The 21,649-nt window shown below is 41.6% G+C and carries 19 protein-coding genes; all 19 read right to left on the reverse strand.

Annotated features, from left to right (window positions below):
• Positions 1-8 precede the first annotated feature (8 nt).
• Positions 9-812: a phytanoyl-CoA dioxygenase family protein gene (locus R2S08_RS12910; RefSeq protein ID WP_316835572.1), complete on the reverse strand. Its 804-nt coding sequence runs from the start codon at positions 810-812 to the stop codon at positions 9-11.
• Complete coding sequence (locus R2S08_RS12915; protein ID WP_316835573.1) at positions 802-1,887, reverse strand: GNAT family N-acetyltransferase; 1,086 nt, start codon at positions 1,885-1,887, stop codon at positions 802-804. The genes R2S08_RS12910 and R2S08_RS12915 overlap by 11 nt, the downstream gene beginning before the upstream one ends.
• 12 nt (positions 1,888-1,899) lie before the next feature.
• Positions 1,900-3,048, reverse strand: coding sequence for a glycosyltransferase family 4 protein (locus tag R2S08_RS12920; RefSeq protein ID WP_316835574.1), 1,149 nt, complete (start codon positions 3,046-3,048; stop codon positions 1,900-1,902).
• 76 nt (positions 3,049-3,124) lie between these two features.
• Positions 3,125-4,465 carry a pectate lyase gene (locus tag R2S08_RS12925; RefSeq protein ID WP_316835575.1) on the reverse strand — a complete coding sequence of 447 codons (1,341 nt, stop codon included), beginning with the start codon at positions 4,463-4,465 and terminating at the stop codon, positions 3,125-3,127.
• A gap of 461 nt (positions 4,466-4,926) precedes the next feature.
• A complete protein-coding gene (locus tag R2S08_RS12930; RefSeq protein WP_316835576.1) occupies positions 4,927-6,048 on the reverse strand; it encodes an NAD-dependent epimerase in 1,122 nt (373 codons plus the stop codon).
• Positions 6,049-6,079: 31 nt separating this feature from the next.
• Positions 6,080-7,921, reverse strand: a complete 1,842-nt coding sequence (gene asnB, locus R2S08_RS12935) for an asparagine synthase (glutamine-hydrolyzing) (RefSeq protein ID WP_316835577.1) — start codon at positions 7,919-7,921, stop codon at positions 6,080-6,082.
• Positions 7,900-9,003 (reverse strand): glycosyltransferase, encoded by a 1,104-nt coding sequence (locus R2S08_RS12940; protein WP_316835578.1) that lies wholly within the window; start codon positions 9,001-9,003, stop codon positions 7,900-7,902. Before R2S08_RS12940 ends, asnB begins: the two co-directional genes overlap by 22 nt.
• 3 nt (positions 9,004-9,006) lie before the next feature.
• On the reverse strand, positions 9,007-10,026 hold the full coding sequence (locus R2S08_RS12945; RefSeq protein WP_316835579.1) for a hypothetical protein: 1,020 nt from the start codon (positions 10,024-10,026) through the stop codon (positions 9,007-9,009).
• The gene (locus R2S08_RS12950; RefSeq protein ID WP_316835580.1) at positions 10,001-10,588 is read right to left on the reverse strand and encodes a hypothetical protein; all 588 of its coding nucleotides are present in this window, start codon (positions 10,586-10,588) and stop codon (positions 10,001-10,003) included. The genes R2S08_RS12945 and R2S08_RS12950 overlap by 26 nt, the downstream gene beginning before the upstream one ends.
• Positions 10,572-11,777, reverse strand: a complete 1,206-nt coding sequence (locus tag R2S08_RS12955) for a histidinol-phosphate transaminase (protein ID WP_316835581.1) — start codon at positions 11,775-11,777, stop codon at positions 10,572-10,574. The genes R2S08_RS12950 and R2S08_RS12955 overlap by 17 nt, the downstream gene beginning before the upstream one ends.
• A gap of 1 nt (position 11,778) precedes the next feature.
• On the reverse strand, positions 11,779-12,942 hold the full coding sequence (locus tag R2S08_RS12960) for a glycosyltransferase family 4 protein (RefSeq protein WP_316835582.1): 1,164 nt from the start codon (positions 12,940-12,942) through the stop codon (positions 11,779-11,781).
• Positions 12,935-14,155, reverse strand: a complete 1,221-nt coding sequence (locus tag R2S08_RS12965) for an O-antigen ligase family protein (protein WP_316835583.1) — start codon at positions 14,153-14,155, stop codon at positions 12,935-12,937. Before R2S08_RS12965 ends, R2S08_RS12960 begins: the two co-directional genes overlap by 8 nt.
• 11 nt (positions 14,156-14,166) lie before the next feature.
• Entirely contained in the window at positions 14,167-15,252 is a 1,086-nt protein-coding gene (locus R2S08_RS12970; protein ID WP_316835584.1) for a glycosyltransferase family 1 protein, read from the reverse strand.
• Between the two features lie 19 nt (positions 15,253-15,271).
• Positions 15,272-15,868, reverse strand: a complete 597-nt coding sequence (locus R2S08_RS12975) for a sugar transferase (RefSeq protein ID WP_133778153.1) — start codon at positions 15,866-15,868, stop codon at positions 15,272-15,274.
• Positions 15,846-17,081: a DegT/DnrJ/EryC1/StrS family aminotransferase gene (locus tag R2S08_RS12980; protein WP_316835585.1), complete on the reverse strand. Its 1,236-nt coding sequence runs from the start codon at positions 17,079-17,081 to the stop codon at positions 15,846-15,848. Before R2S08_RS12980 ends, R2S08_RS12975 begins: the two co-directional genes overlap by 23 nt.
• A gap of 12 nt (positions 17,082-17,093) precedes the next feature.
• Complete coding sequence (locus tag R2S08_RS12985) at positions 17,094-18,188, reverse strand: glycosyltransferase family 4 protein (protein ID WP_316835586.1); 1,095 nt, start codon at positions 18,186-18,188, stop codon at positions 17,094-17,096.
• Between the two features lie 4 nt (positions 18,189-18,192).
• On the reverse strand, positions 18,193-19,053 hold the full coding sequence (locus R2S08_RS12990; RefSeq protein ID WP_316835587.1) for a glycosyltransferase family 2 protein: 861 nt from the start codon (positions 19,051-19,053) through the stop codon (positions 18,193-18,195).
• On the reverse strand, positions 19,053-20,186 hold the full coding sequence (locus R2S08_RS12995) for a DegT/DnrJ/EryC1/StrS family aminotransferase (protein WP_316835588.1): 1,134 nt from the start codon (positions 20,184-20,186) through the stop codon (positions 19,053-19,055). Before R2S08_RS12995 ends, R2S08_RS12990 begins: the two co-directional genes overlap by 1 nt.
• Complete coding sequence (locus R2S08_RS13000) at positions 20,183-21,622, reverse strand: lipopolysaccharide biosynthesis protein (protein WP_316835589.1); 1,440 nt, start codon at positions 21,620-21,622, stop codon at positions 20,183-20,185. The genes R2S08_RS12995 and R2S08_RS13000 overlap by 4 nt, the downstream gene beginning before the upstream one ends.
• Positions 21,623-21,649: the final 27 nt, after the last annotated feature.

The following is a 21,649-nucleotide window of genomic DNA, read 5'->3' on the forward strand; positions in this document are numbered from 1 at the left end:
GTGTTTTCCTATCCCTGTCCGGGCTGGTACATTCTTTTTTCTACTGGCTGGTAGTATTCATAGAGATCGGCCGGTATTCTGGAATTATACCCCAGGATCTGTTTCATGTGCGGGCTTAAATCAGCCGCCAGGTCATAGCCCATCAGTCTTGGATAATCCAGTTGTTGTTTAAAGAAAGGGCGGGTAAATGCCATAGTTAAGGCTCTTCTTGGTTGGTCTGTCCTGTTATTTCCGGCTGCATGCCACAAATTCGAGTCAAACAGAATCAAGCTGCCCTTCTTGGCCACCGCCCGGTCTGCATGTGCATAAAACTCTTCCTCTCCAGGCTTAATGTCTTGCTTATGGGATCCGGAAAGAAAATAGGTTGCCCCGTTCTCCAGTGTAAAATCATCAAGAACAACCATCATTTGGATCATGACCTTAAAGGTGCCCGTGAAACTTCTGATGTCACGGTGGATGTTCTGCACATAAGGATGATTGTCTTTTATATTAATTACCGCACCCAGAGAATTGAGGATGTAATTGCCGTCCAGAAAATGCCGGATCTGCGCATCACAATAACCACGGGTAAGAAATTCAATGGATACCTCGTTACGTCCAACCAAATGGTGTAAGGTGCCTTTGGTTTGCTCACCAATTCCGTTGTCCAGCTGGATCTGGCGGCGAATCTCATAAGCCTGTTCAAGATACCTATTGATTTCATTCACAAAGTCTTCTTCCAGTGCATCTTCAAAAACGATCCAACCAAATTCTTTCATTTTTTCGTCGAACAGTACATTGCTGGCCGACGCATATGTGTATTTATTGTTCATCACTATATATTTTTGAAATGGTTTCAGTTTTTGGCTGACGGTATAAGGGAAAAAACGTCGAACCATTGTTTACTCCTGCTCCTCTTTTTTTCACCAGTTCATCATAAAGCGGCTGGTTGTGGATATAGCACCAGATTCGGTCTTCAATCTGCTGATCAGAAAAATAGCTTTTGAATTTAAACAGAGAGTCTTCCTTTCCTCCTACGCCTCCGCCCAGGTGGAAAACTTTTTTATTTAGCTGTCTTCCTATCCGGCTGATTTCATCTGTCAATAATTTACTCGGAGAATAAGACAGATAATCGGCTGCAGTTGCAGATAAATGATTTCTAATGATCTCCCCGGAGATCAGTACCAATGCTCCACAGATCATAATCTGTCCGTCATAAATCAAAATCAGTTTGTTCTCAAATTCAAGAGGGTCCAGTAATTTATGAAAATAACTTTCCTCAAAATAATAACTGACCGAGGCTTTCAGCCGATCCATATTCTGACGGTACATGTCTGTAAATTCCTTAATTTCCAAAAGGTCCGATGCTTCTCTGATGGTGTAATTCATTTCCCGGAGTTTTCTGATCTGTCTGGAAAGGCGTTTTTCATAACCCCGGACCTGTTCTTCCAACGTTCTTTGAAGATCCATATATATGGTTTTTCCATTCTCATGCACACCACCAATATTGTTTAGCAAAGAAGCTTGTTCGATAAAGGGATGCAATCTGGAGAATACACAAATGCAATTTTCCATCTCCATAAACTGAAGAAAAGCTTTTTTAAAATGATGGGCATTGTGACTATCCAACCATGACATTTCCTTGTTGGATACCGGACCCGCGTACCCATATACAGAAGTGAGGTCAAAGTGTGTTGAACCCTCAATCTCCCTTTTAATCAAAGGCAGGGCAATAAATACCGGGCCTTCTTCATAAACAAAAAGCAGGGCTTCGCCGCTGGAATTCAATTGGTGGTACGCCCAGGAATGGTAAACATCATGCCTTAACGAACGGGCAATATAATCTTCCCACTCTACTTTTGAACGCACGGCAAAAAAGCGGAAAACCGCAAAGGTATTGATCAGCATAAGCCTATAATTTTAAGATCCTTCCAGGATACCAAGCATTTGCCGGTTCACAACATGAACATCGAACTTCTCCCTGGCGTATTTTCTGCCGTTCCAGCCAAAGCGGATCAGTTCAACCGGGTGCTCAATACAGTGCTGCATATGTGCAGCTAATTCTTTAACATTCTTTACCGGGACCAGGAAGCCATTGGCTTGAGCATGGTCTGGATGAATGGTTTCTCTGCAACCCACAGAGTTGCAGGTGATCAATGTTCTTCCCATGGCCATGGCCTCCAGAAGACATCTGGGCACTCCTTCTCCGTAATACGAAGGCAGCACCACAACAGAAGATTGAGCAATATAAGTTCTTACATCTGTAACCAGCCCTATATACTCTATGGTACCGTCCAGCTTAATTTTGCTATAGAGTTCCTGATCAATGGCGTCTATGTTGTCTTCAAAAGGGCCAATCAGCCGGAAAACAACATTGGGAAATTTCTGTTTCAGAATCCGCGCAGACTGATAATATTCATTGATTCCCTTGGCATTGATCAGACGGGAGATCATTAAGAAGCTGATCCGATCCAGATTTGGTTTGGAATAGGTATAATGATCCAGGTCGACCCCTGAGCCGTTTACAATATAGGCTTGATTTTTTTCTGTAATGACCCGCCTTTTTAACAAGGTTTGGTAGTCATCTTTGTTTTGAAATATAATTTTGGTTCGCTCATTGGCCTTCATGCTAAATTTAAGAAGGATTTTGGTGATTTTTTGGACTAAAGTAGTTTTTGACTTTGTTTCGGGGAAATTATAGCCCAGGCCGGTAAGCATAGGGGTAATTGATTTTACCCGGCAGAAGTTAGCCACCATTGCCCCGTAGATAACAGGTTTAAAGGTATAGGGAAAAAAGACATCTGGTCTGATGTTCCGGATCAGTCTGTACAGCTGATATATATATCCAAGGTCTGACCATATGGACACATTACTAGCTTGCAACGCATTTTCATAAACTTGTACACCAAGTCTTATAAGCGTGCTTCGAATCTGTTCCTGCTCTATTTTTGGTGTAAAGACAGCAACCTCATGGTTTAATGACAGTTCCTCAATCAATTTACCTCTGAAATCCAGCAGGGACCGCGGAGAGTCGCAGGAAATCAAGATTTTCTTTCTTTTCTTTTCCATTATGTAAGAGAATAAAGACGGGCACGAAAGAATAATTTGCCCGGACATCCATCCGGGCAAATCAATGTATTTGGTATTACAAATTTAAAGTTGCGCCTGCGCCTGCAGTGACTACTGCTGGTACATTTGCGGTTGGGATCAATGCAGATTTATATTCATAAGCTGGCACCCATGTAGATGCAGGTGTAGATACCATATCGGCACCACAGTTTTTGAATATATTTGTGCTTGCGCCACTGATATAACCAGGCTTAGCATTGTATTGTGTAAACAAGCCAATATGCTGGTTCTCAAAATAATTGTTATCAATCCTGACAGTTGCTCCCATAGATGCTCCAATTGCATATCCGTCTCCATTTAACATATAATTATTGAAAACGTGCATATATCCGAATCTGGTACCTGGTTGTCTCTCAGAAACATTGTAGAAATAGTTGTCATATACAGTTACCCTGAGATGGCCAATGTCATCTGTATTTTCATCGCCAAAACCAATCAGCATAGGGATATGATTGTCATGGAGTCTATTCCACGAAAGACTCACATAATCTGCGCGTTTTCCAACATCCAATAGGCCATCATAGTAGTCCCATCCATGATCTCTGTCGGATGACAAATCGCAATGGTCTACCCAAACGTGATGTGCCCCTTCTTTAATAATGATGTTAGAGTAAGATACTACATTTCTGATGGTCATGTTTTGAATAATGATGTTACTGGTTCCATAAACCATTAATCCTACGCCTTCCAGACTGGAGCCTTTTACCCCCTGAATGGTTTTATTTGATTTCACATTCAGGAAGCCGGTACCGGTGATCTTGCCGGAAACCTTGATCACCATCGGGGAACTGGATTCTACTGCCGTTTTAAGTGCCGCAAGTGTAGTCACCACAACGGTTTGTCCATTAACCCCTCCAGTGGTTGTACCGTCTACCATAGCATAGCCAATTATACCTGTAGGTGCTGGCGTTGTAATTGCTGGTGGTAGTACTGGTGCTACTGTTCCTGCAGAAGTCATATAGGTATAGGTTCTGCCATTTGTCCTGGGGTCTGTATTGTCCGAACTGGAGAAATAAAGACTGGAAGACCAGTGGCTAAAGCGCCCTTTACCCAAGGCCCTGATGTCTGCATGGGCGCTGTGTGCAGGTCCTAATTCTTTACCGTTCTCGAAAATCCGAACTGTGGAAGCCGTTGGATTTTGCGTGTTGTCACTCACCGCACCAAGGTCATTGTATACCTTGTACGAGAAGCCCCCGTCACTGCTGGCTTTACTCACGTCGAGGGTTTTTGTTCCCGAAGAAGTAACCGCAGAAATTGTGGTGTCATTTGTACTTGGAGCGTTAAATGGTGCAGCCTCATCCGAACTTTTTTTACACTTACTAAAAGTCAGTACAACCAGAAGTAATAGAAAGCTCATGGGCAATCGATTTGGTAATTTGTTTTTTCTTTCCATTTGATTTTTTAAAGTATACAGTGGTAACGCAAATATGCGAAGCCATGTACACCTAAAAAACTAGCGGAAGTTTAGGGTTTTTATTATGGAAATGCCACATCTGACGGCATTCCTAATAGAGTTGTTCTGAGGCAATTAACTATTGTGCTAAAAAATAAAACTTATGGTATCTGAAATTTTGGTCTTCAGGCAAATAAAATCATATAATTCCGGAGACAGATTCTTTAAAAGAAATTTCATTACCAAAAAAATAGATGAATAATTCTAAAAATAAATTTAAATTACTTTGAAAAAGATCTATTTGCCTGCAAACCAGAGCTATCGCTACCCTCTGTTTTGTAATTTTTCTGTCACATAACGGAGGTGAAATTCCTAAAATTCAAAAAACAGGCCAAATTATTTGAAAATCCGGGTTTTTATTTGTATTATTTTATTGCGAATCTGAAGTCTTTGATCAGCTGTGGGAGCACCAATTCTTCCGGCTGTTTTTTTGGAACCAACTCATAGAAATCCTTATACCAGGTTACAAAATTCCTTACCCCCTCTGCAACGGATACTTTTGGCCGGTATTTATATAATCGTTTCAGGTCAGAAACATCTGCCCATGTTTCTGCTACATCACCGTCTTGTAATGGAAGAAACCTCTTACGACTCTTCAATCCTATATTTTTTTCAATTTCTGCGATGAAATCAAGCAGGTTGACCGACTGTCCTCTACCAATATTGAATACTTTAAAAGGAGCCTTGGAACTGGCCGGATCAGGTTTATGTGCTGTCCATTCCTTATTGCAGGTGGCCGGATGGTCCAATACACAGGTAATACCATGCACAATATCATCTATATAGGTAAAGTCACGCTTCATCATGCCGTTATTGAAAACATCGATCGGTTTATTTTCCAATATGGCTTTGGTAAACATAAATAGCGCCATATCTGGTCTTCCCCATGGCCCATATACCGTAAAAAATCTTAGGCCGGTTGTAGGAAGGCCAAATAAGTGGCTGTAGGTATGCGCCATGAGTTCATTGCATTTTTTGGTTGCGGCATACAAGGATACCGGATGATCTGCATGCTGATGAACGGAAAATGGCATTTCCTTGTCCAGTCCGTATACACTGGAAGAACTGGCATACACCAGATTCCGGATGTGGTGTACCTTGCAAGCCTCAAGAATGTTCAGAAAACCTGTAACATTGGCATCCAAATAGGCTTTTGGATGGCTTAGGCTATATCTGACACCTGCCTGAGCGGCCAGGTTACATACAGCATCGTAATGACAATCTTTGAATACTTTCTTTAACTTACCATGATCCATAAGGTCAACTTTAATAAACCTATAATTGGGATAATAAGTACTTTGAACTGTTTTTCCATATTCAATTTGGTCTCTGGAAATCCCTGTGTCTTCCAGCCGTCTGTACTTAAGTTCCACATCATAGTAATCGTTAATGTTGTCTATTCCGGTTACTTCGTCTCCGCGCTGAATCAAGTGTTTGGCTAAATGATAGCCAATAAAGCCGGCTGTTCCGGTAATCAATACTTTCATATATCTGCGTTTAAAGGTTAAATGCTGTAGATTACTTAGGTAAGTTCTGGTACCAAACCTCCAGGCTGAATACGCAGAAGAGTATTTTTGCTCTTCTTTCTTCTGAGATTTGAATCTTTCTGCGCAACAGATCAAGTATAAAATCTCTTTTAAGGAGAGTTGCGTAAAAGGGATCGCCCGCCATCAATACCTGTTCAATAGGTGTTTTCAGTTCGTGATTCACCCATTGGGCAAGAGGGATCTCAAAACCCCTTTTGGGTTGATCAATCAATGTTTCCGGAAGATATCTTGTAGCCAGATCCCGTAGAATGGATTTGGTACGTATACCTTTTATTTTATAGCTGTCTTTTAATCCCGGCGCAAAATCAAGCATCTCCCTGCATAGAAAAGGACTTCTCCCTTCAAGCGAATGTGCCATGGTGGCAATGTCCATTTTAGGTAGCAGCCGCCCAAACAGCATGGATTCAAAATCCAGGTACAAGAGTTTTTTTAAAGGGGAAAGTCCTGAACTTTCCATTCTTTCCAGGTTAGCTGATAAATCTCCCATTAGTGGCTGCACCAGAAACTGATCTTCAAAACCGACAAACAGATCTGAAGAAGCTGAGCAATACATTTTCAAAGGATCGGCATAGCCTGCAAACTTGAGCAATCGGTATAAATAAGTATAATAGCTTTGTTTTTTATGTGCTACGGGTAATACGCTGGTCAGCAGCCTGGCTCCATTTCTTTGAAAAGGGCCTGGATTAAAGAAATCAATGTGTTTAAAAGGTACATAGCGCCGATAGCCACCCAGCATCTCATCGGCTCCGTCGCCATTTAAAGCCACGGTAACGTGTTTCTTCGCTTCTCGTGCGACATAATAACTTGGAATGGCCGAATTATCGGAGTTTGGTTCGCCATGGTTAGTGAGGATTTTTTCAATATCTTTATCTAAATCTGAAAAATCAATTTCTACAACTGTATGTTGTGTTTCATAGCGTTCTGCAACCTGCTGAGCAAGCATAGATTCATCAAAACTCCCTTTCACTTTAACGGTAAATGTTTTCAGCTTAGAACTGTGTGCCGCAGCCATTGCTGTAACCAAACCACTGTCAATTCCTCCGCTTAGAAACGAACCTACATCCAGATCGGAGCTGTCTATCCGCCGGCGCACTGCCTGTTGTAAAATTCCATCCAGTTGCTCTACAGATTCTTTATAGGAAAAAACCTGGTGCTGATGATAAGCCGCCTCAATGCTATACCAGGTAATGTTTTCAGCATACCCGGTCAACGTATCAATTTTCAGATAATGACCGCCTTCCAGTTCGTTAACATGCATATAGGGCGTTGCTTTCCTATAAAAATGCCCCAGATAGAGATAATCGGCCAAGGCTTCATAATTGAGGTCTGGTTTTACACAACGATTTAAAACATTCAGTTCGGATGAAAACACCCAGCTCCCCTGCTTTCCAAATACGTATAAAGGTTTCTTTCCGGCTCTGTCCCTTGCTAAATATATTCTGCGATTATGCTGGTCATATAACGCAAAGGCAAACATTCCGTCAAACTCATCCAGCATTTTCATACCCAGCAGTTCAAAGAGCATTAAAATAGTAAGGGTATCTGAATGGGAAGAAGCTTCCAGGTTGTATTTCTTTCGCAACTCCATATGGTTGTAAATCTCTCCGTTAAAAACAATCACCAATCCGTGATAGCTCATTGGCTGACAGCCTGTAACACTGAGGTCCTGGATGGCAAGACGGGTATGGTACAGCACCACATTGTCCTGGCTACGGGACTGATGCTGATCTGGTCCTCTATGCCGTAAGCCTTCAAATATCAACTCTTCAGCGATAGGGCTTTTATAATCGATCAATCCAAATATTCCACACATAATGCATTAATAAGATCTTTCCAGTGCCCCATAACTTTCTCTTCGCTAAAATCAGATTCAATATAAGCCCTGCCCATGCCCCCCATCCGTAGGCGTTCTTCAGTATCCATTTCCATGATACAGCGCATTTGCTGCGCTAACGAATTGGCATCTGCCGGCTTGCACAGCAGGCCGCATGCAGCTGATTCAAGCAATTCTCTGTTGCCATCTATATTGGTCACCACAATCGGTTTAGCATAGGCCATAGCCTCCAGGATAGCGTTAGGCATCCCTTCTGAAAAAGAGGACAAAACAAAGGCATCTGCATCTGCCAGATAATTGCTGGTATTCGGTTTAAAGCCCTCCAGCCGGACATGGCTTTCAAGCTCCAGGTCCTTGATCATTTGTGCCGGCCATAGCTGCCCATTCAATTCGCCAACTATGGTTAGCCGGTAACTTTTATCTTTAAGTAAAGCAGCTGCTTTAAATAAGGTAACATAATCTTTATTCCATCTAAAATGCCCCACACAGACCCAGTTAAATAAGGAATGCTCTTGTTCCCCGGCTTGCGCACACAGTTCATCATTTCCAGGCAAATCCGGAACTGAAATCCCGTTATGGATCACCACCCCATCTTTTGCCGCCAGGTTCCGGCTTTCAAAATTGAGTTTTGAGGCCAGAGAATTGTACACCACCGCGTCGTCCAGTTTGGCCGTGTATTTAAAAGGCACATACCATTTTGCGGGGATAACGGAAATTCTGATGGAAGAAATGAGCCGGAAGTGAAGGCTTAGTTTCAAAACCCTTGCGCAAAGAATTGCAGCGAACATAAAAGCCACAACCACATCCGGCCGGAATCTTCTAACCGATCGGTAGAGCATTCTTATGTTCCAAAAAGCATTCCAGGTCCAGTTCCGCAAAAACAACACCTTAATTCCCAGCCTGCCCAGTTCTCCATTAAATTCATCAATGGGCTTTAGAGAAATGATCATTACGGTGTGTTTACTGGCTTGCAGCGCCCGGGCCACTTTTAACAGTTGTGTTTCTGCACCACCTTTACTCATGGATGGCGTCATCAGAATGACCCTTTTGTTCACTTTCATAATTTATAAGTAAGCCTGGACCTGTTTGTATTTGATGTTAAAAACCAGATCTACGTATTTGGCATCCCAGGAGTTAAAAAAATTAAAGTGCTGCTTGTAATAAGCATACGCTTTTCCTTTGGTGTCCATTTCCGGATTAGGTTGATAGAACGGACTCACCTCCAGATAAATTGGCTTGGTGCTCAGGTCGTCATTTTGCCAGGTGATGTCAAATGCGCCAGTTGTGATATGTAACGATCTAAACGTATTGGTAATGTCCTGGCGCCAGTGTTCCGGAAAATACTTAAAGTCTACTTTACTGCCGTAGCTGGTAGAAGTTGGCATCCATTCATCTTTCAGGTTGATCCGCCAGTAGTGAAGCACAATTTCATCTTTTACAAAGATCACCCTCAGGTCCTTCCTCATGTTGAGCAGTTCCTGCACAATAATATGTTTGTTTTCTCTTACAAATTTCACATCAGACAACAATTCGACCAGATCCTGGAGCGAACGAATATGGTATAAACCTTCCGATGCACAAGAGTGCTCTGCCTTGATTAAATAAGGATAAGACAGTCCCGCATTCAGCACTTCCTCAAAAGAATTGTAAATGATGGTTTTGGGTTCCCTTACATTGGCCAGTTTAAAGACATCGTGCATATGAGCCTTATTTTCCCACAACAGCGCTTCCTCCGATTTGGGAAAGATTTCGTTTCCCTGCAGTTCAAGCTGGGCGGTAAGTTGCTGAAGTGCTACTGTATAATCCCAGAACCCGTAAATATTATAATGGCTGCTTAAGGTAAAAAAAATCTTCTTGTGGTAGTATCGCCCGATATTTTTTCCATAGACAATCCTGAAGTTTTTACGGGACCTAATCAGGCCGGCAATAGTAGCCATATCCCAGATAAAGGCGTCTGTTCCAAAATAGCGTATTGAACGATCTGGTATCCAAACCAGTATCTGTGCATTCCGGTGGTACAAGTTTTTAAAGGAAAGCCAATTGATATGCCCTGCTATTTTAAAGATCCTGGAGCACCTTTTCATTATTTTGGTGAGTAGATTCATCGTTGGAATTAATTAGGTCAATTTCCCGGATTCCGAAATAGTCAATAGACATGCATGAAACTTCCCTGATCAAATCCTCATACAACTTCACTTCTCCGTGTTCATGATTATAACTCAGGTCATCAATATAAACTACAGGTATACCTTTAGAAATCAAATAATTGATATAAAATAATTTAAGGTTTGCTCCAGGTACAAGAATCAGTTCCGAGGCCCTGATCCCACAAGAAAGCAACCACTTACAGGTGGTAAAATAACTCTGGTAACTTCTGGCTGAAATAAAAATTACCCTGTGCCGTTGTCTGATCTTGTCTAGTATAAAATTCCTCATTCCAATGAAAATGGGTAAAGAGGCATACCTATGCTGTTCATTTCTATAAACATATTGTTGCAGGGAAGGCCAGGAATGGGCCAGAGTATTGTCTATATCGACCAGATATACTTTTGTCCGGTCATCTGCCCTATTCAGCATCCGTCTGAACCGGTACATGAACCAGGTATCCAGCACACCGTACAACCAATACCTAATTAACGCTTTCATGAATTAAATCAGGCATTCTGTTCATAGCCAAACAAGCTTTCATACTGCTGATGATGTATTCGTTCTCCTGTCTTGACCTTGAGGCCAGGCGGATGAACTGGCCTTTTAAACCGATCTTATCGTCGCAAGTCCTTACATAAATCCCATAACTGATGAGCAGTTTGGCTACAAATTCTGTGGAGCGGATGCCTTCTTCCAGCTCAATTAACACGAAATTAGCCATGCTTGGATAGACCTTAATCCAGGGAAGCTGTTGAAGCTCCCTGATGAAATCAAGTGTTTCCATGATATATTTTACGCGTACCTGTTCATATTTCAAAGCAAAATCCCTACGGGTATAAAGACGAAAGAAATATTCTGCCAGTCCATTCGAATTCCAGAGATAGCCGTTGTTTAATAAAGCCGCAACATATTCCGCCCGCATAATTCCATATCCTGCTCTTATTCCGGCTACGCCAAAGTCTTTGGACATGCTTTTGAGCACAATTAAATTTGGATATCTTTCTACCAAATGGGTCAGGGAAACCAGCTTGTAGGTCTCGCTTTCGTAGGCAAAATGAATAAAACTCTCGTCAATGAGTATGTTCTTTACAAAGGAAAGTTCATCCAGCATACGTTGTACATCTGCAATTTTAGTGTAACCACCATTTGGATTGTTGGGATTGATCAGCACAATGGTATCTGGCTGATGTTTTTTAACCAGAGAAATATAGCCGCCGATGTCGAGCGTATAATGGTCTTCTTTAGATAATTCATTAAAAACTACCTCTACTCCGTCTTTTACATATTCGTAATAGGAAGAAAAGGTGGGAATATTGATGATAATCTTCTTCTCGGTAAAATTGTGGATCACAGCCTGTATAATTTCAATAGCACCATTACCAATGAATATATTCTTTGGATTAATGTTCATGAAAGCAGCCAGTATTTCTGCAATTACGCCATTTTGAGAGGGGTAGCTTTCCAACAAATCCCTGATCTTTCCACTGCTAAGTATTTCTTTGTTGAAATACTCAATAAACAGCTCTGTTGCATAAGGGTTGGATAGAAAACAGGCATCCACACGAATGGAAACTTCAGGAAGTTTTTGTTTAAATGTAATGACACTGGGCGAATGAGAACCCGCCTCATTTTTCAAAATTTCCAGTTTCTTTACAATCTTAAGTTCTTCGTTTGTAAATTTTATCATCTTATTTAAATTTTGATTCGTACTGTAAGGCAAATGCTGAACGTGGCCCTTCCCGTTGATCTAATAATTGCTGATAAGTCTTTAAATGCTTTCTAGCGGAGATTTCAATATGAAAATGGGTTTCAAAATGACGAATGATCCTTTCTTTAAGCGCTTGTTTCTCATGGCTGTATAAGGCTCTTTTTAGAGCCAGTTCATAAGATTCCATACGGGTATCTTCACTTAAAAAGCCGGTAAGTCCATCGTTGATCATTTCTTTCATTCCGCCAACAGGCGTACAAACCGGGATACAGCCAACAGCCATAGCTTCAATCAATGAAATGGGCATCCCTTCAAAAAAACTGGAAAGGCAGAAGGCGTCCGCAATACTTAAATAATCAGCAATATGTTGCTGTGCACCTTTAAATTCGATATTCGGATCACCTGCTGCCAGCTTTATTAATCTCATATACAAGGGTCTGTCCTGTATTTCACCAATAAGGAGCAGCTTGCATTTAATTTCCTCGGTTTCATTAAACTTTTGAACAACCTTGATCAGCATTTCCTGGTTCTTTTCGGCCGAGATCCGACCAATATGAAGGAGCAGAAAATTTGATCCGTATTTTTTATACCGGTCTGAAAGCGCGCCCAAATGTTCCGTAGTTTTTAATGACGGCCGGCCATTCTCAATCAGAATATCGTTATCCAGTCCATAATATGTCCGGTAGGTTTCCCTTCCGTTTTCAGAGATGGTAACTGGTTTCACCTTATCGAAACGGTAAAATATCCCCCTTAGGTTTTTTAACCAAAAACCAGGGCATTCTTCCCGGGCAACATTATGGATGGTATGAAAGAATAGGGTTCTGCTGCTGTATAACCGGTAAAGAAATAGATACTCTGAACTGTTTAAATGGCTGTGTACCACTGCAGGGTGCAGGTTTCTGAGCCAAATGGTCAATTTCAGGAATACTTTCAGACTAAACCCCGCCTTCTTTCTGAAACTGACATATTTTACCCGGGCATCCAGGTCTTTTACAAAACCCTCTGCACCATTGTCCATCAGGGAAACCAAATAAATTTCGCATCTGGTATTTCGGGCCATTTCATTACAAAGGTCTACCACAAACCGCTCAGCGCCTCCCCGGCTCAGATTACCGATAATCTGTACAATTCGAATTTTAGGCATAGATATAGGGGTTTAATATGGCATCCTCCGCAACCTCTCTGGTTTGGATATGGTGTAGCTGCAGGATACTGAAATACAAAAAAACGGTGGGCCCATCTGCACTAAGCAACCATGGATTATGCGATAATGCATTCAGGCAAATCCCTATAAAAGAGAAGCATAAACAGATCATTAAGGCATTTTCTTTCTTTCTGATGAATCTAACCGCACCAAGAAACAACTGAATAGGTTTGTAATAAATGGCCAGCAGTAAACCAATACCCGCAAAAGGCCCCAGATAAGTAAAGAACATCAGGTAGGCATTATGCGAGGTAATGCCTGAAGAAAATACATAGTCCCGGTAGATCACATCTCCCCAGTTCTTACCATAAAAAATGAGTCCGAAAGGATACTCTGTGTAGATCCTTAGGTTTTCCATAGCAAGACCAGACCGGTCATTTGAAGCATCATTATGTTCATTTTTGGTCAGGATATTTTCTGCACCACCCAGATTGTCTTTAAGTACGTAATTAAAAAATAAGAAACTGGCCAGCAGGATTATGGCAATAGAGATTACTGCTTTTATCCGATAATTGAGCAGCATGAAAAGAAATACAACAAGCGCAAAGGTTACAAAGGCCGAGCGTTGCATACCCAGAAAGAGAAACAGCAAACAGGCCATCAGAACCAGCAGAACCAGCAGAAAATGTTTTTTATAGACACAAACAAAAATAAAAGCAAAGCTGCACAAGGCTGCCATCTGGTAGCCAAAAGTAAATTGTGTAAGTGCGATGCCAGAGGGACTTTGTACCACCTCGTCTCCCATCAGCAGGGCTCTTAATCCATCTATTTTTCCATAATAATGGTTCAGAACCATGACTACGCCTGAGAAAGTGAGGAGGGCAAAAAAGATCCATATAGACAGCTTAAGACGCTGCAGGTTATCGCCTACAAAGTAATTGAAGTAGAGCGCACAAAGCAAAATACAGATCATATTGGCGGCAAAACCATTAAAGTCGGCCAGGCCAATAACACTGTACAGAAATACGGCAATACCTATCCACAGCAATTCCCTGGCATACAGGAAGGATGTTTCTCCCTGCTGTTTAAAAATGAAGATCAGTGGAAAGCAGAAAATCAGGGGTGCGGGAATTCTAAAAAATGCAGTCATAAATACACCGAAAGCCAGACTGAACAAATACAATGTCACGCAAATGATCACCGGTAATTTCATATCAATAGGTTTTAGATCTTGCCAATTCCCTGTTCAATCTGTTGAACAAAAGATTCGGCATCGTAAATAGCTTTTCTGTAAACTTCCTGCCCATAAGCAGCAATGTCCTGATGGGCTTTGTAATAGGTAATTAAATGGTCCAGTTTTTCTTCCAGATCGAGGAGATCCCATGAAACCGGGATATAGGTTTCGTTTTCCTGATAGAGATTCGGAAAGGTTTCCAAATGATTCATTAGTGGTTTAACCAATAGCGCTCCTGAAATAAAAGTTTCAAAATCACGGTAACAGATTTCCCCCCATCCAAATGGACTCAGGCCAATCTTGGAATTTCTAAGTTCTTTCCAATACCTGCTTTTGCTTACATTACAGCCACTGGCAATTTGCAGCTGCAATTGAGTAAACAAAGCCAACATATAATTCCGCTGATCTGAGATGCCTTTTATCTGTCCCTGATCCTGATGGATTGTTCCCCGGAAGGTGAGATCCAGGCTCCTTTTTTTAACAACGGTTGAAAATCTTGGCGGATAGACTTTATAGCTTAAGTAATTACTCAGTCTGCTCATTTTATAGCCAAAGAACCGATAGTCGTTAAAACCGATGTTCCATCCTGTTTTAATTTTCTGAATCTGGTTTGCCGGACAAGGTTCAAATACTGTTTTAGCGTTTTTGGGTAAGAGATCGAGCCAGAGCCGGAGATTCCTCCCCTGGTTTGCAGCGGTATAATACTTTTTATCTTTCAGCACTTGTTTCTTGAGAAATACATCTACATAAGCGATGATTGGAAAATCTGAAGAGCCTGAAGAATCTGCCGAGTCGAACCAGATCAACCTGCCCGCCTGTGTATTCATTTTTTGAAGGTAAGAGATCAGCTCTGCTTCATTTTGTGCGTTTCTTGTTTGCAAGTGTTGCCATCCACCGGCAAAATATCTGGAGTGCAACAGCAGATAATCTGCATCTGCCAGCCTTTTGTCTAAATGATTTGTATAGAACTCTACTTTTAAACCATGGGCCAGAAATTCGTTTTTCCAGCGGTGAAAAGGGTGGCTTTCTCCATAAAATCTTTTTTCCGGCCAATCCAGGATTTTTAAGCTCTTCATTTTTGTAAATCCTTAAGCATTACCGGTGCAGTATACTCCTGAGTGTATAAGAAATAATTTTCAGGTCAATCCAGAGATTATGGTGATCAATATATTTCAGGTTCTGGTTAAGTTTTAAGGGAATCACCGTATGGATATAGAAGTCTTCTGGATCGTCTGAACGCTCCAGAAGCTGATTTTCATCTATGAATTGTATAGAAGCCCAATCTGTGATTCCAGGTTTTACAGTTAACACTCTTTTTTGATCTGAATCGTACATGTCCACGTATTTGCAGACTTCTGGCCTTGGCCCAACAAAACTCATTTCCCCTTTCAGAATATTGAGCAGCTGAGGCAGTTCGTCAATTTTATACTTCCTCAAATAGTAGCCCGCAGGGGTTATGCGTGCATCATGATTGCCTACGGTAAGTAAACCCGAGCGGTCTGAGCCACAATACATGGTCCGGAACTTATAGAGTTCAAAATTTTTCTGGTTCAGCCCTACGCGTACCTGTTTGTAGAAAATTCCGCCTGCAGAATCGAGTTTCAGCCAGATGATCACCATAATGAATACAGGAAGCAGGCATAGCAAACCCAGAATGGCAAATACCACATCAAACATTCTTTTCGTATTCATAGCTAATGTTGACTTGTACAGCTTCGATAACGCTGTCGATGATAAACCTGATTTCAAGATCGGTAAGCTGAGGATAGATCGGTAAAGAAATTTCGCAGGCATACAGTTTATAGCTGTTAGGATAATGTCTGATCTCATAACCAATACTTTTAAAATAACTTAGCATGGGCATCGGAATAAAATGGACATTAACAACGATGCCTTTGCCAACCAGGTCTTCAATGATCTGATCGCGCTGGGCCTCGGTTATTCCTTTGATACGCAAGGGAAACAAATGATAGGAGGTTTCCCGATGATCGTCTTTGGTTACCGGGGCGATAAACCAGTGCTGGCCTTTAAATCCTTCACAGTATTTCTCGCTGATGTCTTTTCTCAAAGGAAGAAGTGTTGATGTATATTTCCGGATCTGGGCAAGGCCAATAGCTGCACAAACATCGGGCATGTTGACCTTATAGCCTTTTAATAGAATATCATACTTCCAGTTTGCCCCTTTTGATTTGGCAAAAGCGTCCTTATTTTGTCCGTTTAAGGAAAAAAGCTTTAAAAAATTAAACTCTTCTATGTTGTCAAAACTGGCTGGCAGGTTTAAGCAGATACAGCCTCCTTCTGCAGTGGTAATATTTTTTACCGCATGGAAAGAAAAAATGGTTACATCTGCCTGTAAAGCTGCAGAAAGTCCATCATAGTACGAGCCAATGGAATGTGCTGCATCTGCAATCAGCAGGATCCTGCCAAGTGTTGTTTGTCTTGAACTTTCTGCTTCAAACAAGTCCATGATCTGCGGTTCCCGGACTATCGTTTTCAACTGGTCGTATTTGCAGGGTAACCCGGCAATGTCTACAGCAATAATTGCCTTTGTCTTGCTGGTAATTTTGGCTCTTACTTCTACTGGATCCAGGGTACAATCCTCCAGAACGTCCACCATGATCGGAGTTGCTCCGCAATGCAATACACACAGCGCTGTCGCGCAGTAGGAATAGGCCGGCACGATGACCTCATCTCCTTCTTTAACTCCAAACCATTTTAACATCAGCATAGCGCCTGACGTCCATGAATTGACACATACTGCTGCTGCAGAACCGGTTAATTTAACCACTTCGGCTTCCAGCATTTTTACCTTGGGCCCAGAAGTAATCCAATTGGCATACAGCGAGTCAAGAACCTCATTAATCACTGCCTGATCAATAAAAGGAGGAGAAAAAGGAATATTCATAGTTTTAAAAATTTAAGAGTTAAAGAGGATCAGATCCTCCCATTGGCTGGAGATTACTTCAAGATCATTGTTCTGACGGATAAGTCTTGCTCTGTTCTTGAGCTTATGCTGATAAACGGGATCATTAAGAATCTTTAAAATTCCTTGGGAGAGCATCGCTATGTTCTGGTTGGCAATCAATACACCGTTAATTTCATTTACTATGATTTCTGATGGTCCAAATTCACAGTCAAAAGCAACGCAGGCACAACCTAAACTCATGGCCTCAATTAAAGCATTTGGATAGCCTTCATTTCGGGAAGGAAGCACAAATACTTCTGCCTGTTCGTAATAACTACGGAGGTTATCTTTTGCTCCGGTTAAAATTACCCTGTCCTGTAAATCCAAATCTGAGATGAGCTTACAGAGTGATTGTCGTACAGCCCCTTCTCCAACAATCAGCAGATCTATATCCAGGTGCCGCAAATTGTTAAAAGCCATGATCAATAAATCAAAGCCTTTGACCTCAGAAAGCCTGCCTACACCGAGAATGTAGTTTCTGGAGTGTACTTGTCCTGCATGCACGGTCTTGAAATCGAAGATGGGGTTTCTGATCACTTTATAATTATTTAAGCGGTTAAAAGACGGGTAGGATTTCATACAATCTTCAATGCCTTTTGCTGGAGTAACAATTGCCCTGGAGTGTTTATAAATGAAGTAGGAGAAGCGTTTCATCAATGCGTTAAAGCATTTAAGCGTATGATCTGGTGTGGTGCGTTCTGAAACGGCATAAGGGATGTTGAGCAACAGACAACAGGTTCCTGTCCAAAGATTAGCGCTGGTCATAAAAGAAATAACGAAATCGGGCTTTGCGCTGCGCAGAAATTTGCTAAAACGAATTCCGGTTAAAGCAGCATAACGGATCCGCTGAAAGCCGGTATCCTTGTTTTTCCTATCGAGTAAACTGATTACTTTAACTTTTTCAGTAATTGGATAACCCGGAACTGCGGTATTCAGGCAAACTATGGTCACTTCATACTCCCGGTTGCTCAGGCTGTTGCCCAGTGAAGAAAGTACGCGTTCTGCCCCACCCTTTTCCAGAGTATTGATCACTAATACGAGTTTCATGACTTTATAATAATGTACGGATGGTGGTTAATGCTTGTTGTATATTTAAGTACCGCAGATCAAACAATAAATATCTTTGCAAATACATCTTAAACAATTTGCGTTTCATGACTGCCGAATAACTAAAATTTCGGATCATGAGGTTAAAATCACTGATCATCCTGCTTTTTCTCAGTCTGGAATCGATCATACTCCATACGCCACCTGCATGTAAACGATAGCAACTCATCACTTCAGGCAGGACATACACTTTGTGATTGGTTTGGAAAGCTGCGTACAGTTTAAACAGGGTATCTGAACCATGGGTATGGTAATACCATTGCTGTTTTTTTATGTCCATCACCTCCTGTATATTTCGCACCATTAACGAGCAGATGCGGGTTTCTTCCCGTAAACCCATCAACATGGCTGGATAATCAAATTCCAGCGACCTTGGTTCCGGGTGTTCGTAAACGACCTGGTCGTTTTCATCGATAACTCTGGAATAAGTACAGCAAATTACGCCATCCTCATGGCTTTCCAGAAAGTCTACTTGCTTCTGCAGTTTAAATGGATCAATCCAAAAGTCATCTCCATCGCACATGGCAATATATTTACCTTTTGCCCTGGACATTACATCTATCTGATTTCTAACCGCGCCTTTATTGGGCTGATGTGCAATAAGCTGGATTTTTCCAGGATATCGCTGGGCATACTCGGCTATGATGGCTTTGGTATTATCTGTAGAACAGTCCTCTCCGACCAGTATTTCCACCTCAAAATTCGTTTCCTGCATGAGAAAACTCTCTAAGGCCTGTGTAATGTAATTCTCATGGTTATAAGTGATGCAACAAACACTTACCATAACCGGATACGGGCTATGCATCAGGCTAAAAGTTTATGGATGGAATAGACAGCGGCTTCGGTTTCTGCTGGCTCATCATAGTTTTGTGTTCTCAGCAATACCCGGGTAATCAAATCCAGATCACTACAGGTTAAGGTATGGTACAAGGGCAAACAAAGCATCCTTCGGGCAACAGATTCACAAACTGGCATGCTGGCTGGATTTGCAAAAGGAAGTGTAGACAGCGCTGGATAAAAGTATCTCCTGCAATAGACTTTCTCATTTTCCAATGCTTTCAGGCATTTCAGCATGAGTTCTTCTGAATGGAACAATACTGGAAAATAGGCATAATTATAGTCCAGATCTGCATTCAATTTAGGATAACTTGCTTGTAAGTTCCCCAGTTTCTGCCAGTAATAAAAGGAAAGCAACCTCCTTTTATCCAGGATCTCGTCTACTTGTTTCAGGTTACACAATCCCATCGCTGCATGGAATTCGCAGCTTTTTCCATTGATGCCTACATCGGCAAATTCATCCGGACCATTATGTCCGAAATTTCTCATCAAAGCCATTTTCCGGAGCAAATCCGGGCACTGGGTAAAAACGGCTCCGCCTTCAATTGTATGAAAAAGCTTGGTTGCATGAAAGCTGGTTGTACTGATGTCTCCATATTCAAATACCGATTTGTTTTTGTATTTCGTTCCAAAACAATGGGCTGCATCGTAGATCACTTTTAGTCCATATTTATTTGCAATGGCCTGTATGGCTTCAATATCGCATGGATTTCCGTACACATGAGTAGCCAGGATGGCTGATGTTTTGGGGGTAATGGCCAATTCAATTTTAGCTGGGTCAATATTAAAAGTTTCTGCATCTATATCTGCAAAAACCGGTGTGCAGCCCTCCCATAAAATACTGTTGGTAGTGGCCACAAAAGAAAAAGGCGTGGTTATGATCTCACCAGTCAGTTCAAGGGCTTTAATCGCCAGCTGCAGTGCCATGGTGCCATTGGCCACATAAAGCAAGTGCTTTACATTTAAATAGGTTTTTAACTTCAATTCAAGCTCATTGACCAGCGGGCCATTGTTGGTGAGCCATTGACGCTCCCAAATACTGCTGATGTATTCTTCAAACTCCTGGATCTTTGGGAGAAAAGGTTTAGTTACAGGTATCATGGTTTAAGAATTAATTGTTTAAAGTCATGTATAGCGCTCAACTTGGAGAGGCTGCTGCTACCGAGATAAATCAGGGAAAAACACAATCCGTCTATCAGGATCCGGAGTGTATCCGGCAGCAGGTATTGCAGATAAAAATGATCCAAAGCATAACAGAAAATCCCGGATAAAAATGAAATGACCAGTATGGGGAAAATGTCGCTGATTTGCTCCCTGACGGGGTAGTTAATCAGTTTACTGCTATAAATGGAATTAATATAATAGCCCAGAAAATTAAAGCCGAGTTGAAAATAAAGCAGCCCGTATATGCCAAAAGACACCACACCGAGTATTCCGGCCACACAGAGTACCTTCTTGATCATTTCCAGTTTAAGGATCAGGTCACTTCTCCCCTTCACCTTAAGGATATTCAGATTATAGGCATGTAAAGGATAGATGACGCCAGCCATGCAGAGAATCTGAAAATAAGGAACTGCCGGGAGCCATTTACTCGTGAGCAATAGCCTGAACAAGGGTTCGGCAACCACGGCAAGAAATATCAAAACTGGTGCGTTCCAGAAAAGCACCTGTTGCATCAGCTTTTTATAGACTCTTTTCAGTTGCAGATCATCATTCACTATCGTGGCAAACATCGGATAGGTTACTTTATTGATCACCGCCGAGATATTGGATACAGGCAGCTGACTGACTGAATCTGCCCTTGAATAAAAGCCCAGTTGTGTAATGGAGAAATATCTTCCAATAATGAGTACATAAATATTCCTGTAAAGGATATCGAGCAGCCCAGTCAAAGTCATTTTATAACCGAAATGGAAATGCTGTTTAAAGCAGCGTTTACTAAAAACCGGAGATGGTAGCCAACCTGAATACATCCAGTGTAGCAGTGTGGAAATAAAAGATTGCAGCAGGTTCATCCAGACCAGGCTCCAAACCCCAAACCCATTTAAAGCAAGGCCTACACCAAGTAGCCCGCCAATGAATACAGAAGGAATCTGAATGGCCATCTGTATCTTAAAATTCATTTCTTTGGTAAGACGTGCGTTCTGAACACCAAAAAAGGCATTCAAAATGAAGTCGAGCGCATAAACCCGTAATACCAGTGTTAAAACATCCTGATGGTAAAAGGCAGAAATATAGGGAGCCATCATAAATACCAGCAGATAAATCACTACACTTCCACCCAGGTTAAAGAAAAACACGGTAGAATAATCTTCCTGGCTTAAACCCGATGAACGGATTAAGGAGGAGGTTAAACCACCTTCCAACAAGGAGTTGCCAACGGCAATAAAAACAGACAGCATTGCCAGTAGGCCAAACTCTTTAGGTAACAGTATCCTGGCAAGGATAATAGTGATGCAAAAGCTGATGAGTTGTACACTGAACTGCTGTATAAAAGTCCAGATCAGACCGGATAAGGTTTTTTGTTTCAAACTCATCGTCAAATGTCTAGTACGATACAGGTG

The sequence above is a fragment of the Pedobacter nutrimenti genome (genome assembly GCF_032678445.1).
Taxonomy (GTDB): domain Bacteria; phylum Bacteroidota; class Bacteroidia; order Sphingobacteriales; family Sphingobacteriaceae; genus Pedobacter; species Pedobacter nutrimenti_A.

Bases quoted from the DNA above. Each gene is read 5' to 3' on its own strand.
- R2S08_RS12985 (WP_316835586.1), bottom strand. From the start codon at position 18,188: ATGAAACTCGTATTAGTGATCAATACTCTGGAAAAGGGTGGGGCAGAA.
- R2S08_RS12955 (WP_316835581.1), bottom strand. From the start codon at position 11,777: ATGATAAAATTTACAAACGAAGAACTTAAGATTGTAAAGAAACTGGAA.
- R2S08_RS12915 (WP_316835573.1), bottom strand. From the start codon at position 1,887: ATGCTGATCAATACCTTTGCGGTTTTCCGCTTTTTTGCCGTGCGTTCA.
- R2S08_RS12990 (WP_316835587.1), bottom strand. From the start codon at position 19,053: ATGCATAGCCCGTATCCGGTTATGGTAAGTGTTTGTTGCATCACTTAT.
- R2S08_RS12910 (WP_316835572.1), bottom strand. From the start codon at position 812: ATGAACAATAAATACACATATGCGTCGGCCAGCAATGTACTGTTCGAC.
- R2S08_RS12995 (WP_316835588.1), bottom strand. From the start codon at position 20,186: ATGATACCTGTAACTAAACCTTTTCTCCCAAAGATCCAGGAGTTTGAA.
- R2S08_RS12920 (WP_316835574.1), bottom strand. From the start codon at position 3,048: ATGGAAAAGAAAAGAAAGAAAATCTTGATTTCCTGCGACTCTCCGCGG.
- R2S08_RS12925 (WP_316835575.1), bottom strand. From the start codon at position 4,465: ATGAGCTTTCTATTACTTCTGGTTGTACTGACTTTTAGTAAGTGTAAA.
- R2S08_RS12950 (WP_316835580.1), bottom strand. From the start codon at position 10,588: ATGAAAGCGTTAATTAGGTATTGGTTGTACGGTGTGCTGGATACCTGG.
- R2S08_RS12945 (WP_316835579.1), bottom strand. From the start codon at position 10,026: ATGAAAAGGTGCTCCAGGATCTTTAAAATAGCAGGGCATATCAATTGG.
- asnB (WP_316835577.1), bottom strand. From the start codon at position 7,921: ATGTGTGGAATATTTGGATTGATCGATTATAAAAGCCCTATCGCTGAA.
- R2S08_RS12930 (WP_316835576.1), bottom strand. From the start codon at position 6,048: ATGAAAGTATTGATTACCGGAACAGCCGGCTTTATTGGCTATCATTTA.
- R2S08_RS13000 (WP_316835589.1), bottom strand. From the start codon at position 21,622: ATGAGTTTGAAACAAAAAACCTTATCCGGTCTGATCTGGACTTTTATA.
- R2S08_RS12970 (WP_316835584.1), bottom strand. From the start codon at position 15,252: ATGAAGAGCTTAAAAATCCTGGATTGGCCGGAAAAAAGATTTTATGGA.
- R2S08_RS12975 (WP_133778153.1), bottom strand. From the start codon at position 15,868: ATGAATACGAAAAGAATGTTTGATGTGGTATTTGCCATTCTGGGTTTG.
- R2S08_RS12960 (WP_316835582.1), bottom strand. From the start codon at position 12,942: ATGCCTAAAATTCGAATTGTACAGATTATCGGTAATCTGAGCCGGGGA.
- R2S08_RS12965 (WP_316835583.1), bottom strand. From the start codon at position 14,155: ATGAAATTACCGGTGATCATTTGCGTGACATTGTATTTGTTCAGTCTG.
- R2S08_RS12980 (WP_316835585.1), bottom strand. From the start codon at position 17,081: ATGAATATTCCTTTTTCTCCTCCTTTTATTGATCAGGCAGTGATTAAT.
- R2S08_RS12940 (WP_316835578.1), bottom strand. From the start codon at position 9,003: ATGAAAGTGAACAAAAGGGTCATTCTGATGACGCCATCCATGAGTAAA.